The organism is Paenibacillus sp. FA6, assembly GCF_051550225.1.
Lineage (GTDB): Bacteria > Bacillota > Bacilli > Paenibacillales > Paenibacillaceae > Paenibacillus_AQ.
The window spans coordinates 542,946-561,396 of sequence record NZ_CP188820.1; the positions used below are offsets into that span (position 1 = coordinate 542,946).

An 18,451-nucleotide genomic window follows, 5' to 3' on the forward strand; every position below is an offset into this window, starting at 1 on the left:
AATAAAATGTGAGATGAGGAATTAATATGAAGAAACATAGTAAATTATTATATTTATTCATGGTTGTAGCTTTAGTATTAAATCTTGTATTACCTGCTTCAATGGCTATTGCTAGTAATGAGCTTGAAGGTTCGGAGAATGGGATCCGGAGTACTGTTACCGAGGATACTTATGGAGATAGTGCTAAGATGAGCCTATTGGCTGTGGGTGCACCGATTACAGACAAAATCATTACAGGTGTTAAGATGTATGACAAAAAGCCTACGTATGTGGGGGGAATTCTGACTCCACAAGGTAATGAAATAAATGCACCGAATATTCGACCAAGTATTAAAGATGAAGTAGCTGTCCTATTTGATTGGTCACTACCTAATGAATCCCATAGTTATGATGATGGTTCGACCTATACATTTCAACTTCCTGCTCAATTAAAGATTGGAACAGAGCTAAAGGGGGATTTAGATGGTGACGTTGGAACGTATGTAGTTTCAGAGACAGGCGAGGTAGTATTCACATTTAATGATAGTATTGTTGGTGCACAATTAGAGGGTAATTTCTATGTATGGATTAAATATGACCAATCTAAATTCGGTGATGGTTTGGAGCAACCAATTGAGTTCGATTTCGTTGGGACAGCGGGTGCTACGATTGATGTTCATTTTGCTAATAATGCAACGGATGGCTTGACGAAGACTGGGTTAGCCAATAACAAGAATTTTAATTCAGATGAAATTGTATGGACGGTTGATTTTAACCAAGGGGAAAAATTGATTAAAGGTGCATTGTTGGATGATAACCTTCCAACCGATCTTACACTTAAAGGAAATATCACAGTATCTCCGTTGATCATTCAATTGGATGGAACGGTCAAGGAAGGAACTCCAGTTTACAATAGATCAGCATTTCCGATGGATTTTATAGGTATCGAAAGTGCTGATGGTGTCGATGGTGATATCACTAAAGCGTATAGAGTGACATACACGACAAGTGTTAAAGCACCAACGACAGCACCTTTTAAAGGGAAAGTCTTCGCAAATGAAGTGACGCTTACTGGTAATAGTGGAGCTATCAATGAAACTGTTATAGGTAAGGCGACTGTGAGTTTCAATGAGCCCCTATCAAAATCAGGTCAAGATAGTGCTTACGATTCGAAAACACAAACTATTACTTGGAAAGTTCAATATAATTATAATCAACAAACAATTCCACAATCCGCTGCATGGATAGAGGATACATTTGATTCGACTAATGTGACGAAACAAAAGGTCCTTGATGGTAAAGTGACCGTGTATGAAGTGCTGATCAATAGTAGTGGTACAGGTACACCTAATACGGTTCCGGTTAATCCGAGTGAATATGAGGTAACAGGTATTGGTACTGATTTTGATGGTGGTTTCAAATTACACTTTAAAAATCCAATAACTAAAGCTTATGAAATCGTATATCAAACTCAGGCGCAAGCCCGCATCTATAAGGACGAAACAGTTTCCAATACTGTAAAGATGGGCGATGGAACCTTTAAAACAGGGAAAAAGGATATCAAAGAAATTATCTTTGCTAAAAGTGTAGTTGGTTCTAATTTCAATGCGAAAACAATTAATTGGGAACTTGTTCTGAATCAAGACATGAAGGATATGACTGACGTCGTCATTACAGATAATTACGCTGGAAGACATATGAAGTTAGATCCAACTAGTGTAAAGATTAATGGAGACCCGATTGTAGATACTGATTTTGAGCTTGCAGTAAATGCTGGAGACGCTCAATATGAACAAGGATTTATAATTAAACTGAAATCGCAATTGCCTCCATTGGAGATTAATTCAAAATACGTAATCACGTACACAACATCGTTCGATCCTACGGCAGGAATGCCAACAGATAATAAATACGTGAATACAGCAACATTAGGTTGGAAAGAACCTGGTGTAACACCGGATCCAACAGAAATTACAAAGTCTGATTCTGTAACGGCGGAAAGTTATACGATTGAGAACGGTAATAAAAGAGGGGATTATAACGCCAAAGACAAGACAATCACTTGGATGATTGATGTGAACTATAACCTCTTTGACATTAAAGATGCGATCATCAAAGATAATTATACAGGTGATCAAACATTTGTAGAAAATTCATTGAAAGTAAGTAAGTTAACCCTTGATCCAGTTAGTAACAAAGTTACAGATGTTGGTGGCGAAGTTATACTAACAGGTGGGGAATTTATACTAAATGATGATGGTAAAGGTTTTGTATTGAATCTTGGCGATATTGGCGAAACTGCATATCGCGTTGAATACAAAACAAGTCTTGATGGTAGCTTTCCAGTCCAAGGTACGTATTCTAATAACGCAACGTTGCATGACGGTGACGGTGGAACTCAACGTTTCAGCAAATCAATTGGTGTAACACCTAAAAACGGTGGAGAGTACATCAGAAAAACAGGTAAACAAAAAACTTCAGGATCGGATATTGCTTCTTGGACAATCAATATTAACCCTAGCCAATCTTACGTGGCAGCTGGATCAGAACTAACCGATACATTATCCGACAATCAAATATTGCTTGGAGATACGATAAAGCTCTACAAAACGAGTATACCTACGGATAATACAGGTAATGTATCTACAAAGAATGGTCTGGTAGACGAAGAAGACTATAAATTAGTAGTAACAGGTAACACATTTACGCTTAAATTACTGAATTCATTGAATGCTGCCTACATTTTAGAATATGAGTCTTATATTAATGCTGACAGTGGCGAAAGAATTGAAAATAATGCTCAATTTCAGGGTCAATCGTCCTCAGTAAAAGGCTCAGATAATATGAATGGAGTAAAAATTTCTTTAGCTGGAGCTGGTGGAGGAGCGTCTGCAGGAAAAAAGAGCATCCAAATTGTCAAAGTAGATGATTTAGATCAGCCGATACCAGGAGTCAAATTCGAACTATATAACGCATCTGGATCGACATTGTTAGAGTCACTTATAACAGATGGACAAGGAGAAGCTAAGACATCTAGAGAGTATAAGTACAATGATAAGAATGAAGGTCTACCTTACAAACTGAAAGAAGTATCCGTACCTTCGGGTTATCTGATGGACCCTGAATATGCAGTTGATCCAACAGGTAAAGAAATTAAATTTAAAGATCCTACTGAACCATTTAAGATTGTTAACAAAGTTATTCGTCAAGGATTTGAATTAACGAAGGTAGATGCTGCAGATTTTAGTGAAAAATTAAAGGGCGCAGTGTTTGAATTGAAATTGAATGGAGTGCTTATCGACACACTAACAACGAGTGTAGATGGGAAAATTGCCAGAGGTGATTTGGACCCAGGAGATTATGAATTAATTGAGATAACAGCACCGGATTATTATGTCGTAGATGCTACACCAATCCCTGTTAAAATTGTTGCAAATCAAACTGAAGTATTAGTGTTAAGTGACCAACCGAACGCACAAGGTACGGGTGGTAAGCTTATAATCACAAAAGTGAATGCTAAGGACCAATCGATTATACCAGGGGTAGAATTTGAACTCCGTGATAGTGAAAAGAATGTTGTCGCTACGAAAATAACTGATGTAAACGGCGTAATCGAGTTCACAAACTTACCGTATGCTACCTATACATTGGTTGAGACAAAAGCTGAAGGTTATGTTATTGAAAAAGCTGAAACTGATGTTGCAATTAACCAACCAGAAACAACAAAGACGATCGAAAATAAAGAAAATGATCGTTCAGTCAAATTAACGAAATATAATTTGATCAAAAGTCACAAGCTTCCAGGAGCTATATTTGAATTAAGAGTAGAAACAAAGATCTTTGATCAAAATGGAGATTTTGTATTCGAAGCTGTCACAGGTATAGATGTATCTAAGCTAACCACTGATATTAATGGTGAACTATTGTTAGAGGACTTAGAACCAAATAAATATCAGCTTGTTGAAGTAAAAGCACCATTTGGTTATGTTTTAGATAAAGAACCAGTAGATTTCGAGATTACTACGACACAAACAGAATCTGTACAAGTTGAAAAAGTAAATAACAGAATTCCAGCTACCGTAAATCCAGGTGGACCTAATGGCGGCGGCGGTGGAGGGGGAACTCCGATAGAGCCAACTGAGCCAACTCTAGATGTACCGGTAGAACCGAATAAACCGGAAAAACCAGAACCGGTGGTACCAGTAGACCCTACTGAACCGAAGAAACCAGTGACACCTGATGAGAAAGTAGTCACACCGAAAGAAACGCCTGTCAAAGGCAAGATTGAAGTTCCGAAAGATAACACACCGAAGATCGGTGAACAACCTAAGAACGGAAAAGTTACGATCGATCCGAAAGGGAATTGGGTGTATACACCAGACAAAGGATATGTCGGTAAAGACTCATTCACGATCATTGTGACAGATAAAGATGGAAATGAAGAGGAAGTATTAGTTGAAGTGGATGTGAATGATATACCTAGAGGTGGAACGGATGGGGTTACTAAGAACACTGGTGCCCAAACCGGTGAGAAGCTTCCACAAACGGGAGAATCAAGTCATCTAGCGCTTCAATTGACTGGATCTTCCTTCATTATTCTGGGTGCAACGTTGTTCTTCAGGAAAAGACGTTTGCCAAATAAGTAAAGGAAATACTTGAATACCAAAAGAGGCTATCCCTTAAGCGATGAGGTGATAGCCTCTTTTAAATATGTCGAATAGCATAGCGAAATAATGATTGTAAATTACGTCAAAGCAATCTGTAGAGAAAATGTATAGAAGCATACTTTATACTGAATAGAATGTATTTATAGTGAGATATGATAGGTGATGAGGAAATGAAAGAAATAAACTTTCAAGAAATCGGACAGTATACAGCATTTGCTATATTGATCATTTTAATTGCTGTTATACGTTGGGTGGCTCATGAGAGAACTGTGCTTAGATCTGGATCTTTTCAAAAAAGTCAACGATACGTATGGACATCAGGTAGGCGATACGCTACTTAGAGAAGTGAGCCAAAGCTTACGCCAGGTGACGAATAGAGATCAGAAAGTATTTCGTACTGGCGGAAGAAAGTAGACATAGGTATTTAAAGGCAATAGAACTCACTCTTGCACAGAGATGAACGGTAATGCTAGAATGACTTTATCTTTCTATACAAAGGAAATGTATAACTATTGTCGAAAATAACAAACTTGATATCAAGAGGGAAAATTACACTGATTACCATCTTGTTCATACTTCTACTTATTACCTTGCGAATGATATTTATGTATTTTCATTTGACTCCGGATCATCCTCATGCTGATCGCGGAGTTTTAGACTTGCGAAATTGGAAATTCAGTAATCAGCAGACGATAACTCTAGACGGTCAATGGGAGTTTTATCCTAGCCTTTTTGTAAAGCCTGAGGTTACGGAATCTTCTGATACGAACTCACACAAAGAGTGGATTCAAGTTCCAGATAATTGGGACAGCTCCACAGGTACAAATTCCGCATACGGTTTCGGAACCTATCGGTTACGTGTTCTGGTTAATGAAGATAAGCAATTGTACGGGATTCGTATACCGAATATTCAAACGGCATCCAGATTATTCATCAATGGACAATTGTACAAGGAAATTGGACAACCTACAGCAACGGCAAAGGATAATAAATCGCGAAATATCCCCACAATGTCTTCTTTTCATACAGATGGTACTGAGATAGAGATTATCATTCATGTGTCTAATTATCAATTTCCGAGTTCAGGTGGCATCATACAGTCTATCAAATTCGGGACTTTAGATGCAGTAGCTAATGAGAAGGTTCTTTCAGAAAGTATGCAGATGATGGTTAGTATTGTTCTGCTACTACACGGTGTATACGCATGTATTTTATATGTTCTTGGTTCTCGAAAGAAAGAATTAGCGTATTTAGGTGCAATTACTTTTTGTATGTTAATTTCGACCTTGGTTGATGACGATAAATTACTTCTCGTATGGATACCGATTAATCTAGAATGGACGGTAAAAGTCAGAATTATTTCTTATATTGGATCCTCCGTTTTTTTTATTTTGTTTATGAAAAAGGTACTGTCCAATGAGCAGGATGGAAAGTACTATCGCTGGTTTGCTATTCTATGTGGTTTAAGTTCATTAGTCATCATAAATTTACCGGTATATTTCCTCATGAATATAGTGCCGATTCTTACTATTGTCATGCTATTAGCAATAATACTTGTTCCGTTCCTAGCGTTGCGAGCTATTATGAATGGAGAGGTTGGTGCTATTTTTCTATTATTATCAGCGATAGCTATATCAATCAATATTATTTTGGGAGGATTTTTGAAGACCCAATTTTGGAATGATGTACCTTACTATCCGTTTGATCTTATTATCGCCTTTTTGGGTTTGGCTTCATTTTGCTTTATAAGTTTTTCGCAGACCTCTGAGAGGGCGGAGAAGCTAGCTGAACAACTGAAAAAGTCTGATAAGCTCAAAGATGATTTTCTAGCGAATACCTCTCATGAATTACGTAATCCTCTACATGGGATGATCAATATGGCTCAGACGGTTCTGGAGGATGGAAGGCAATCCCTAGATGAGAAAAGTAAAGGTAATCTAGAACTGATTACTACTCTAGGTCAGCGTATGTCGCATATGGTTAATGATTTACTTGATGTTACGCGGCTGAAGGAACACAATATTCACTTGAATAAGCAGAGCCTCAATCTCAAGGGTGTGGTTTCCGGTGTATTCGACATACTTCGCTACATGACAGAAGGTAAGCCAATAGAATTGCGGATGGATATCGCCGAACCTTTTCCCAACATCATTGCAGACGAGAATCGACTCGTTCAAATTCTATTCAATCTCCTTCATAATGCTATTAAGTATACGAACGAGGGATTCATAGTTGTTCATAGTGATATTCGGAATGGAATGGCCTATATTCAGATTAAAGATTCAGGTATTGGTATAGAAGAAGATGTGCAGCAGCGAATCTTTCAGCCATATGAACAGGCGGATTCTAGTATGATTGCCATGGGTGGTGGTCTTGGACTCGGCTTGAGCATTTGTAAGCAGTTAGTAGAGCTTCACGGAGGAACACTGGAAGTTCAGTCGTCTCTCGGTCTAGGATCGGTGTTCAGTTTCGCACTACCCATTGACTCTAACGTCTTGGAACAACAAATAACCGATTCGGTAGAAGAAGATCTAATGACTGATCACGTGATAATATCTCAGGGGATAGCTGAATCTAGCAGTGCTTTGACCTCCCCGAAGTCTATTTCTGATATGCGGAGACCGCGGGTATTAGCTGTAGACGATGATCCCGTTAATTTGAAAATATTAAGAAATATACTCACCGAAGATTATTATGATATTACCGCAGTAACCAGTGGGAAAGAAGCTTTAATTTGGTTGGGTAAGGGAGAATGGGATCTCATTATTGCTGATGTGATGATGCCAGACATGTCGGGATATGAATTGACACGAACGATACGAGAGAAGTTCTCTATTTCGGAGTTACCGATTCTGCTCTTAACTGCTAGAAGTCAATCGGAAGATATATATACCGGATTTCTGTCAGGCGCTAACGATTATGTGACAAAACCGGTAGGGGGATTGGAGATAAAAACCAGAGTCCGTGCATTAACTGATTTGAAGCAGTCAGTAACTGAGAAACTTCGAATGGAGGGAGCGTGGCTCCAAGCTCAAATCCAGCCTCATTTCCTATTCAATACTTTAAATACGATCGCTTCACTTAGTGACTCGGATACAACAAGAATGGTTGTTTTACTTGATGAATTTGGAAATTATTTAAGGAAAAGCTTTGATGATAAGAATATGATGCGTGTTGTTCCATTGGAACATGAACTAGAACTGCTTCGATCCTATGTGTACATTGAACAAGAACGCTTTGGAGAGAGGCTTCAAGTGGTGTGGAATGTGCAACAAGATATAACGATAGAACTTCCACCGCTTTCTATTCAGCCCCTTGTAGAAAATGCCGTGAGACATGGTGTTCTGACACGGACCCGTGGAGGAATGATAACCATTACAATCTCTGAGAATGACGGTTATGTAGAAATTTCAATCATGGATAATGGAGTGGGGATGGATGAGCAGAAGTTAAACAGCATATTAGATAGCCGCTCTCATCAAAAGAAAGGAATAGGTCTGCTCAACACAGATCGGCGTTTGAAGCAAATTTATGGCAGAGGGTTACTAATCCGAAGTATATCAGGTGAGGGAACAACGGTTAGTTTTACTATCCCGAAATTTATAACAAAGAGTATTGTATAGAAATTGTATAGAATGATATCGTATGCTAACTTCATGAATAACTCAGGCTGGTGATAAAAGATGATTTTAATGATACTCATAATGATTTCGATATGTTTAATGGTTATATTACGAATGATGTTTATAGAGAGAGTTACATTGAAGAGGCTAGCATATCTGGATACGGTAACAGGATTGATCAATCGTAATGGCTTGGATCGGTTCTGGAACCAATACCCTGTGAAGGGAAATATGGCAGTTCTATTTCTGGATTTAGACTATTTCAAAGATGTTAATGATGAATATGGGCATCAGGCAGGGGATCAACTTTTGAAAGAAGTAGGTTGGCGTCTGCTTCAGGTTAATCATAAGGGCATGCAGGTATTTCGAATAGGTGGCGATGAATTTATTATCATGCTTCCGAATTCTGATCTTAAAAAGGCGGAGTTGTTAGCACAAGCTATTTTGGAGAAATTTAAAAGATCTTTTGTGATTAAGGGACATCATTTATCTATAACGGGAAGTATTGGGATTACGCTTCGTCAAGACAGGAAGATTGACCGCCTGAAGTTAATGGAAGAGGCGGATTTAGCGATGTACCAAGCTAAAAAGATGGGTAGGGGTCGCTATTCCATTTTTAATGAAGATAAATCCAGTTATGGACATAAGTCAGAAATTGTGCCTAAACAATCAGTCAGTTCCTGAAATCTGTAGCAGAGCCAGGCTCAACTGTTCGTTTACTATAAGAAGTAATACGATGAATAGATAAATGCATTCATGCCTAAACGCGACAAAAGTGAAATCCGACTTTTGTCGCGTTTTTTCTATGTTTAAATGTCGAAATATGTAGGTCTTAAGATGTGATTATTGTTCACTTCTTCTTTTATTGGGATATTATTCCGATAGATATTAAGATTCGTCAAAATATACCACTTTGTCCTAGTGAAATGCAGGGATAAAGAATGATGAAATGAGACTGTAGTAATAAGAGTACATACAAAGATCGAGTGAATCGGGAAATTTTCTGATTCGGAGGAACTATTACCAATTTATTAGTTGGTATGTGCTACATGAGAATGAGGAGAGAAGAAGATGAAAATGAAGTCAGTCAATATCCTAACTAAAGTGAGAATGATCCCGCTAATGGTGGCGCTATCTATGTGTATCAGTAGCGTATTATTCCCAGTCGCGATGCCTAGTGAAATACATGCAGAGAGCGCAACGGCATCGAATCGAACAGATTTCAGTGTGTCAGGGGATCGGATCATATGGATGGAACAAGATGGTGACGGTAACAAACAGATCTATTACCGCAATGAGGCTACGAAGCAACAGAAAGTACTCACTACCAGTAAGACAGCGAAAGATGCTCCCTACATCAAAGGGGATAGGGTCATCTGGGCAGATAAAGGTACGCAGGATCCATCAACCCTGAACTGGGATATTTATAGTTATGATCTCCAGTCGGGTATTCAGCAGAAGCTGAATGCACGGACAGCAGAATACGGTAATCCCTCCGTTGATAGTAACGGTGCGGTCTGGTTCGAGAGAAAACAGTATGGAAACATGATATATCAAGATTTACAGACGGGAACAGAGATTAGACTGGGAGAAGGGAAATTCCCTGTACTTGCGAACGGTAATGTCGTCTATAGAAACGCAAGAGATGGTGGCCTCAGTATGCTTACTCTAAGTACTGGTGTTACAAGATCGCTTATTAATCTAGGTGGCTCCAATGATGTTGATTGGTTCGTCACGAACGGCAGTTACGTCTTGTGGAAACAGAAGAATGGGTCATCTGAGAGCAAGTTCGTTGTGATGTCACTCACCGATCTTACAGCACAGCCTCAAGATTTGGCTCCCATGAGTGTCAAAGATGTAGATTATTCATTTATGTCGATCGGTGATACTCGGGCTGTATATATGGAGCAGGTGAATGGACAGCCGGTGGTGAAGGGAGTTAATCTTACCACTTCATCGCCGTATACAGTGGCGGGTTCAGGCCCAGATAGACAATATATTGGATTTAACGGGGATAAGTTAGTATACAGCACGCAGGATAATTCGTTCGGTGTCATTAATACGGATGGTAGTTCATCTGAACAACCGTCAACAGGACCTTCTGATGATCAAGCATCTTCTCAACCTGTGGTTACTCAGGGAACGGGTAACAAGGTGTTATCGACAGAAAGTGCCGTGATTGGCGCGAAAGGTGGACATGTGGCCTCTAAGGATGGCATGGCTCAATTGAATATCACAGCAGGTGTGTTTACAAAGGACTCTAAGGTTAGTCTATCTCAAGTGAGTATAGACAATAGACCACTTCGTGATGAGTTGGGGAGATCCATGGAATCAGATAATTCAGCATGGCAAGTAGAGACAGATTCTAGGTTCGGACAAGCAGTTCAACTTACGTTAGGTTATAAAGATTCAACCAAATGGAGATCCGAACACGAGAAGCTTGGTATTTATAAATATGACGTAGTGCATTCGTACTGGACTTATATTGGTGGAATAACAGGTGTGAAGGATGGCTTTGTACAAGCTTCAATTCAAGAGCCTGGGATATACGCAGTAATGTTGCGTGAAGTGACTTTCCCTGATATTTCAGGACATTGGGCATCTCAATCCATAGACGTATTGTCCTCTAGGGGAATTATTAATGGCATGAGCGAAGACGTTTTCGTTCCGAATGGCAAGCTTACACGAGCACAATTCACGAAATTACTTGTAAGTGCGATGGGCATGGAACCTATATTCTCATCTTCATCCACATTCTCAGATGTGCAATCGAAGAACTGGAGCTATGGGTGGGTCGAAGCAGCCGCTGCAGCAGGTATTGTTGAAGGAGATCATGGAGCATTCCATCCAGATGCAGCCCTCACGCGTGAACAGATGATGGCGATGATGATGCGTGCCGCAGGAAGCAGACTTCAAGGTGCTGAACAAGAGGGGCAGTCCTCCGATCTTACTAAGTTTATCGATCATGCTTCTGTCAGTGCTTGGGCGAAGCCGTTCGTTATCGATGCTATCAATCTAAAGTTGATTGAAGGTAATGGAGATAAGTTAGAACCGCTTCAGACATCCACAAGAGCGCAAGCTGCGACGGTCATCTATCGGTTAATGCTTAAGCTTCAACTTTTATAATAAAGAATAGGGAGAGAATACATTGAAGATCCTTTTAAGAACGATTCGCCGATGGGGTAAATCTAGACAGAATAAGATGATTTCTATGACACTTGCATTCATGCTACTAGTAACCTCAGTTCCACTATTTCCAGGAGTAGACTTGTTCACATCGACAGCTTTGGCTTCGACTAACGTGCGGGTTGTCCCAAGTGAGATTAATACGGATAAAGGGGAAACTACCGAGATTCGTTTCAGCTTCAATGCAGCGGATAGTGGACAGACTAGCCATCCAACGAACATTAATGTGTGTAAACCTCAACCGAACGGTGCAGCTCCTCAGCTATTAGGTTTGATAGCAAGTGGCGACTATGCCACGAAGGTGAACGGAATATATGTTGAACATGTCGAGAAGTGGGACGGTAAAATAGGTAGTGTAGCTCTTCCTGAAGGACGCTATAACATCTGTGTATCACCCGCAACGTATAATGGCGTTGGTGTCTATTATGGACAGATTGGAAGTTTCGAGATTAAGAACTCTGTACAGCCGAAGGCACCTTCAACGATCACGGTAGTACCTGGTTCATCTGCCAATCGTACACTAGTGAAGGGAACTTCCGAGTCAGGTACGACGATTGACCTGGAGATTCGTTATTCTCAAGGGAATCAGAAACAGAGTGTAACTAGTTTACCGGTTAACGCTCAGGGTCAATGGAGTAGCGAGGTCATCTTGGATGCCGGTAAGATCGCTCATATTACAGCAAGAGCCCAAAGTGGCAATTTAGTATCCAGTTACTCGGAAGTACTTAAGGTTATGAAATATTCTATCCCTTCCTTTCCATTGACTTGGGAAGCATTAGCAAGTTACTACTATGCAACGGATTCTGTAGCTTCCACAAGAGCTAAGGCAGTGGAAGTAGCTACACTTAATCATGTTACGGCAAATGTGCTAGGAACAATTACAGGCGTGACATCCTTGCTGTTGCAAGATCCAGAACTGATCGAGCCGATCACACAAGGTGATCTTACGCAATTCACGGAAGCAGCAATTAAGAAACGTCTACGGATTGTGAATCCAATGGGGCAGGATTACGTAGAACCAGCCCGGGGAGACTTTACGTTCACTACGGATCAGTTGGTACTTCAGGCATTAATGCCACTTCAATTCGGATTGAACTATCTTAGTCGTGACCCTTATGAAGGGGCTCTCGGACTTGGCTGGCATCATTCTTATGAATGGTCGCTTACACCTATCGATGGAAAGATGGAACTCATGCAACCCGATGGTGCTAGATATGAATTCGTTCCGCTGACGGGTGGACGTTATCTTACACCGCGTGGGACTGATCTAACCCTGTCACAAGCATCAGGTGGTTATGAATTACAGACACCACAGGGTGAACATTATGGGTTCAATACAGATGGACTTCTGACATCGATCGTCGATAGCAATCATAATCAGATTACATTCAGCTATCAAGGTAAGCTATTACAAGCTGTTACGACGGAAGGCGCTTCGCTCACACTTGCTTACAATGGAAACAAACAATTGACAACGGTGACGGACCATACCAATCGGAAGCTTCAATATGGTTACTCAGCTGCTAACGATATGACCTCTTTCACGGATGTGAATGGAGCTGTCACAAAGTTCACGTACGACAGTGAGCATCACGTCACTGGCGTGACAGATCCTAATCAGACTGCATCCATGAGTGTCACATATGATCAACATATGCGTACGACTAGCTTTATTGATTTTTACGGATCGAAGAGTACTTCGAGCTATACAGGTAAGGTGGCTCCAGTCATTCGTGGAGAAGAAGAGGACCCACTCCCGAGTGGTCCAGTAAGTATAAATCCTAACAATGGAAGAGATATTGCGGATTCAGACAAAGTGCTACTATCCGGAACGATGCATAACTTACGCAACGCTCCCCCTTATATGATCGTTGACGGTCTGAAGCCGGCCATCACTGGTTATATGGGAAGTCTAGTCTCAGATATTCATGCGAAAATGAGCGTGTATGAGCAATCGGCTGTTTCTGTTAGCTCCGATATGAGCGCCGTTCAGGCAGCCATACAGGCAAGCAATAGTAATCCCGTCGTGATTAAGACGGGACAACTGAATGTTGAGAATGGCGTTACGTTGGGAAGCCCAACCAAGCCGGTCGTACTCATTGCTGATGGCATGAATACGAATAAAGATATGACGATAACGATATATGGTACATTGATCTTGAAACACGGATTGAATGCCAATACGAAGCTGAAGTTAAATGCGAATAGTGTAGGTAATAACTACGGAAATATATGGGTTGATGGAACGCTTCATCTTAATAATGATTCGGTTATTACCGTAGCAGATACGTTGTATGCGGGAAGTCTGACATATAATAGTGGAGAACTTACGGTAGATGCGAAACGAGTTGTCGTTAAAGGCGAATTACACATTAATACCGAAGTGATTATGAATATAGCTAATGAAATGGTCCTTGGCGGAATGGTCTCGAACAATCTGGTAGCCGATATCAACATACCGGGTGGAGATCTGTTCGTAAGAGACAATGTGAGCGTTAATAATCAGATGAAAGTTAAGACAGGCGGCGTATTCGCAATCGGTGGAGATATGACCCCGAATCAGACACCGCAGGTCCAATCAGGAATAGGTGCAGGGAAGACCATTCTCACATATCCTGTTGATGGAACGAGTTCAGTCTCGAATGTGACTGGAGTAGGTCAGACTGGGGGTACTCCTGTAGGTGTTTCTTCTACGCTGACCTCGGTGAGTGAGACGACGCATAGTGATGCATTGAATCATAAGACCTCGTATGCATGGAACGATCGTTTCTTAATGTCTGAGATTCGGAATGCGGATGGCTCTACTACAGAGCTTAATTATGATGAATCTGATCGATTGATTACTGTAAAGGATGGGAATGGCAGCATTCAGCAAATGTTATTCGACGAACGAGGGAATGTTCTACAGTCCGTGGATGGTAATCGCGAATCTACTATGATTCGTTATAATGCCATGAATAGACCTGTCGAGGTTATTGATTCCCTCGGCTACACGAACACTTACAGTTATGATGGGACCGGAAATCTTACGGAAACCGTCGATACTTTAGGGAATATCACAACGGTTGATCATGATAGTCGCGGTATCCCAACGGCAATGAAAGATGCCTTAGGGGCAATTACGACCATTACCAATGATACGGCTGGATTCGTCCAAGCTATTCAAGATCCAACGGGGTACGTAACCCAAGTGACCCGTGATCCTCTACACAGAGTAACGGAGACGAGTGACACGCAAGGTATCCTCGGTAAGATACAATACGATCTGAAGGGGCGTATGATTGCTCAAGAAGATGCACTACAGCAGACATCAAGTGCGACTTATGACGACAATGGCAATGTCATAACCCAGCGTAATGCTTCAGGTGGAACGACTACTTATGATTACGATGTGAACCGACTGACATCCATAGTAGACGCACTTCAACATACGAGAGCTACGGTCTATGATGCCGTTGGGAATGTCATAGAAGAGCAGAATGAGAATGGTGGCGTAACGAAGTATCAATATGACAGCATGGGTCAGATGGTGAAGTCAACGGATCCTGAAGGGCATGTGACGTCATATACGTACGATGCTGCGGGTAACCAATTGACATCTACGGATGCCAAAGGGAATACGACACACTATACGTATAACAGCCGGAATCAGTTGATCACGGTCACAGATGCGATCGGAGCCACTACACTGTATCAATATGATGCGAACGGGCAATTAAAGAAAGAAACGAACCCGCTTGGCAATATTACTTGGTACGATTATGACGCATTAGGTAGATTAACAACGAAGACAGATGCTTTAGGCATCGCGACCCAATATGAATATGATAAGAATGGGAATACCCTCTCCACGATGATAGAGAATACGAAGTGGCAGACGATCTATGATGAACGGGGACTTGAAGTCGGAAGTATTGATCCGATGAATCGCAAGACAACGATGACTCGTGATACCCGTGGACGTGTGACAGATGTGCAAGAGCCAAGCGGTAGCAAGACACATTATGAATATGATGTCGTTGATCGTAATACAAGCATAAGAAATGCCTTAGGTCATGAGACGACCTATGCCTATGATGCACTGGGTCAAGTCAATCTCATTCTAGATGCGAAAAACCAAGAAACCCAGTTCGAATATGACATTCTTGGAAGCTTGACGAAAGTAACCAATGCAGCAGGGAATGCTACGAGTTATACGTATGACGCATTGGGTAATCTCCTTACGAAGACCGATGCGTTAGGACATGTCACATCTTATAGCTACAATAAATTGAATCAAGTGGAACAGTCTGTGAATCCATTACAAGAAATAACTCGTATTACGTACGATGCCAATGGGAATCAGACATCCATGGTATATCCAGATCAGTTAGCGACCTCATACAGCTATGATACTGTTAACCGTCTGAATCAGATGATATATGGTGATGGTCAACAGGTAAGTTACAGTTATGACCTTGCAGGTCGCCGTACATTAATGAAAGATAGTTCAGGTGACACCCGTTATACCTTCGATGCTCTAAATCGTCTAACGGAAGTCATTGATGGAAACGATAAGAACATTCGTTATGAATGGACAGCGACGGGTGACCGTAGTCGGATCATCTATCCAGACAACACCGTAGTCAGTTATTCATATGACAAATCCGGTCAGATTGAACAAGTCACAGATGGAACAGGTCTGAAGACGAACTATACCTATGATGCCAATGGTAGATTAGCTAGTAAATCTCTACCGAACAACACGCAAAGCACGTATAACTACGATGCGGTGGGACAAGTACTAGAGATTCAGCACCAAGGACCTGGGGGCACATTACTAGAACAATTGAAGTACACCTATGACCCAGCAGGGAACCAACTTCATAGCGAACGCCAGTCAGGTGGAAGTGATGAAGATAACCCAACAGGTGCTACACAGCCTGCAGAAATAGTAGATTACATGTACGATGCCTTGGACCAATTGACCCAAGTACAGAAATTGAACAGTGCAACAACGAATTACAGCTATGACGCAGTAGGGAACCGTTTGAGTGTAGTGGTCAATGAGGCAGGTTATCTCTCCACGGAGGATTATACCTACGATGCAGCGAATAAACTGATGAGTTGGTCCAAGGGAAGCGACTATAGAGATTACACGTATGATCTACGTGGTAATTTGCTAGACGTCGTCGGAATCGATAGCGCAGCGGCTCTTAATAGTTTGCGGATGGGGATTACTTCGACAATGGGTAACACTATCCATTCAGGCGTATTGGATAGTGTGTATGGATTGGGAATTGACCCGAACACCGGGCTGAGCCTTGATCCGAATGCAAGTATCGGAGGAGGAGTAGTAGTCGATCCGAATGCAACAGGCATTGTAGATCCAAACGCAAGTGTTGGAGGCGTCATTGATCCATGGGTAGTAGACCCATTAACTGGATTGAGTGTTACGTCGAATGTATACGGAATCGATCCGGCAGCGCTAAATAGCCAAGCTAGCCTAAATAGTATGGCCTTAACAGGTCCACGGACGATCGAATCCAATCGTTGGGATGGAGCCAACCGTCTAATTGGGAACACCAACTATTCGGGAGATCAGACATCCTATGGTTATGATGGAGATAGCAATCGCGTATCCATGAGCATAACGTTGGGTACGGGTACGAAACAAAGTAATTACCCAAGCACCAATCCAGCAGGGTTGCGTGATGGATGGGAACCGCAGTACAAGAAGCAACAAATGGACATCTACTTCACGAACGATACAACGCTAAGCTTACCAGAACCATTAATGGCAACGGATGCGAGCGGGAACAAGTGGAAGCAGTCTTATGTCTACGGAGCGGGTGGAGAACGAATCAGTATGAGTTATCTGCCAAGTGCAGATGCAAGTACCGATTGGGAACCAACCCCAGGAGCCAGCGGAGCCGCAGGCAACACCATACCGAAGACACTGTATTACATGAGTGATGTTCGTGGAAGTGCGATTGGCCTTCTAGGCGCAGATGGAAGTGTCTCAGCACGTTATCACTACGATGAATTCGGCGTAGCGGAAGATCCAGAGAAGTTTGATATGAACTGGGCAGGACCAGACAACTTGTTTGGCTACACCGGGTTAGGATTGGATTTTAATAGCGGGTATACGTATGCGAGAGCACGTTACTTGGATTCGAGCGTTGGGCGGTTTATTAGTGAGGATACGTATGAAGGGGATATTAAGAATCCTCAGACGTTGAATTTGTATACGTATGTGGAGAATAATCCGTTGAGGTATACGGATCCGAGTGGAAATTTTAAATTTGAACCCTATGACATACAGGAACTTAGAGGCTTACTGAACGATGCTAGGGAGAGAACGAATTCAAACAGAAATAATTTAAATTATAAGTTACACAAGGTTTTTTTACAGAATCATTACGATTTCTATTCCATCATGGACGAGAATCGTTACAATTACTTATACGACTTGTTAACGGGAACTAGTGCCTATACTAATAACGCAGGCAATTCGGATTGGGCAAGAGAACAGCTAGTAAGTGCTTATTTTAAATCGAAAGAAGCAGAATATATCGCGTTACTCGGTATGGGAATGGCAGGTGGCATTGGAGGTAAAAGAAATGTAGTTAACAAGACTTCTAAGGGTATAGGTAATGTTATTAGTAATGGTAGAGTTACTGTTAACTCAATAAAATCAAACCCGAGTGTATTTAGTGGGAAAAGTGTGGATGAAATTGCTGGAATTTTAAAGAGTCAAGGTTATAATGTTACTGTAAAAGCCTCTACTAAATCACGCTCTGGTGCACAAATAATTCAAATCAATAATCCTGGTAACGGGAGAAATATAACACAATTACAAGTCTCACCTGGTGGAGGCAGACATGGGGATAATCCTTATATAAAAATTAGTACTAGTGACCAGGGTACAATTAAAATTGTAAATGGAACAAAGAACACTTATAAAACTGATGGAAAGGAAAATGCTACTATTATTTTTACAGGGAGGTAATATAT

Annotated in this window: 6 protein-coding genes; all 6 read left to right on the forward strand. The window is 41.2% G+C overall.

Features of this window, described 5'->3' with window-relative positions; genetic code table 11:
* The first annotated feature begins 26 nt into the window (after positions 1 to 26).
* Positions 27 to 4,625 (forward strand): SpaA isopeptide-forming pilin-related protein, encoded by a 4,599-nt coding sequence (locus tag ACP8HI_RS02500; protein WP_438349566.1) that lies wholly within the window; start codon positions 27 to 29, stop codon positions 4,623 to 4,625.
* A gap of 279 nt (positions 4,626 to 4,904) precedes the next feature.
* Positions 4,905 to 5,060: a diguanylate cyclase domain-containing protein gene (locus tag ACP8HI_RS02505; protein WP_438349567.1), complete on the forward strand. Its 156-nt coding sequence runs from the start codon at positions 4,905 to 4,907 to the stop codon at positions 5,058 to 5,060.
* Between the two features lie 98 nt (positions 5,061 to 5,158).
* On the forward strand, positions 5,159 to 8,269 hold the full coding sequence (locus ACP8HI_RS02510) for an ATP-binding protein (RefSeq protein ID WP_438349568.1): 3,111 nt from the start codon (positions 5,159 to 5,161) through the stop codon (positions 8,267 to 8,269).
* Positions 8,270 to 8,350: 81 nt separating this feature from the next.
* Positions 8,351 to 8,953, forward strand: coding sequence for a diguanylate cyclase domain-containing protein (locus ACP8HI_RS02515; RefSeq protein ID WP_438349569.1), 603 nt, complete (start codon positions 8,351 to 8,353; stop codon positions 8,951 to 8,953).
* Positions 8,954 to 9,340: 387 nt separating this feature from the next.
* A complete protein-coding gene (locus tag ACP8HI_RS02520; RefSeq protein ID WP_438349570.1) occupies positions 9,341 to 11,395 on the forward strand; it encodes an S-layer homology domain-containing protein in 2,055 nt (684 codons plus the stop codon).
* Between the two features lie 22 nt (positions 11,396 to 11,417).
* Positions 11,418 to 18,446 carry an RHS repeat-associated core domain-containing protein gene (locus ACP8HI_RS02525; RefSeq protein WP_438349571.1) on the forward strand — a complete coding sequence of 2,343 codons (7,029 nt, stop codon included), beginning with the start codon at positions 11,418 to 11,420 and terminating at the stop codon, positions 18,444 to 18,446.
* Positions 18,447 to 18,451 lie beyond the last annotated feature (5 nt).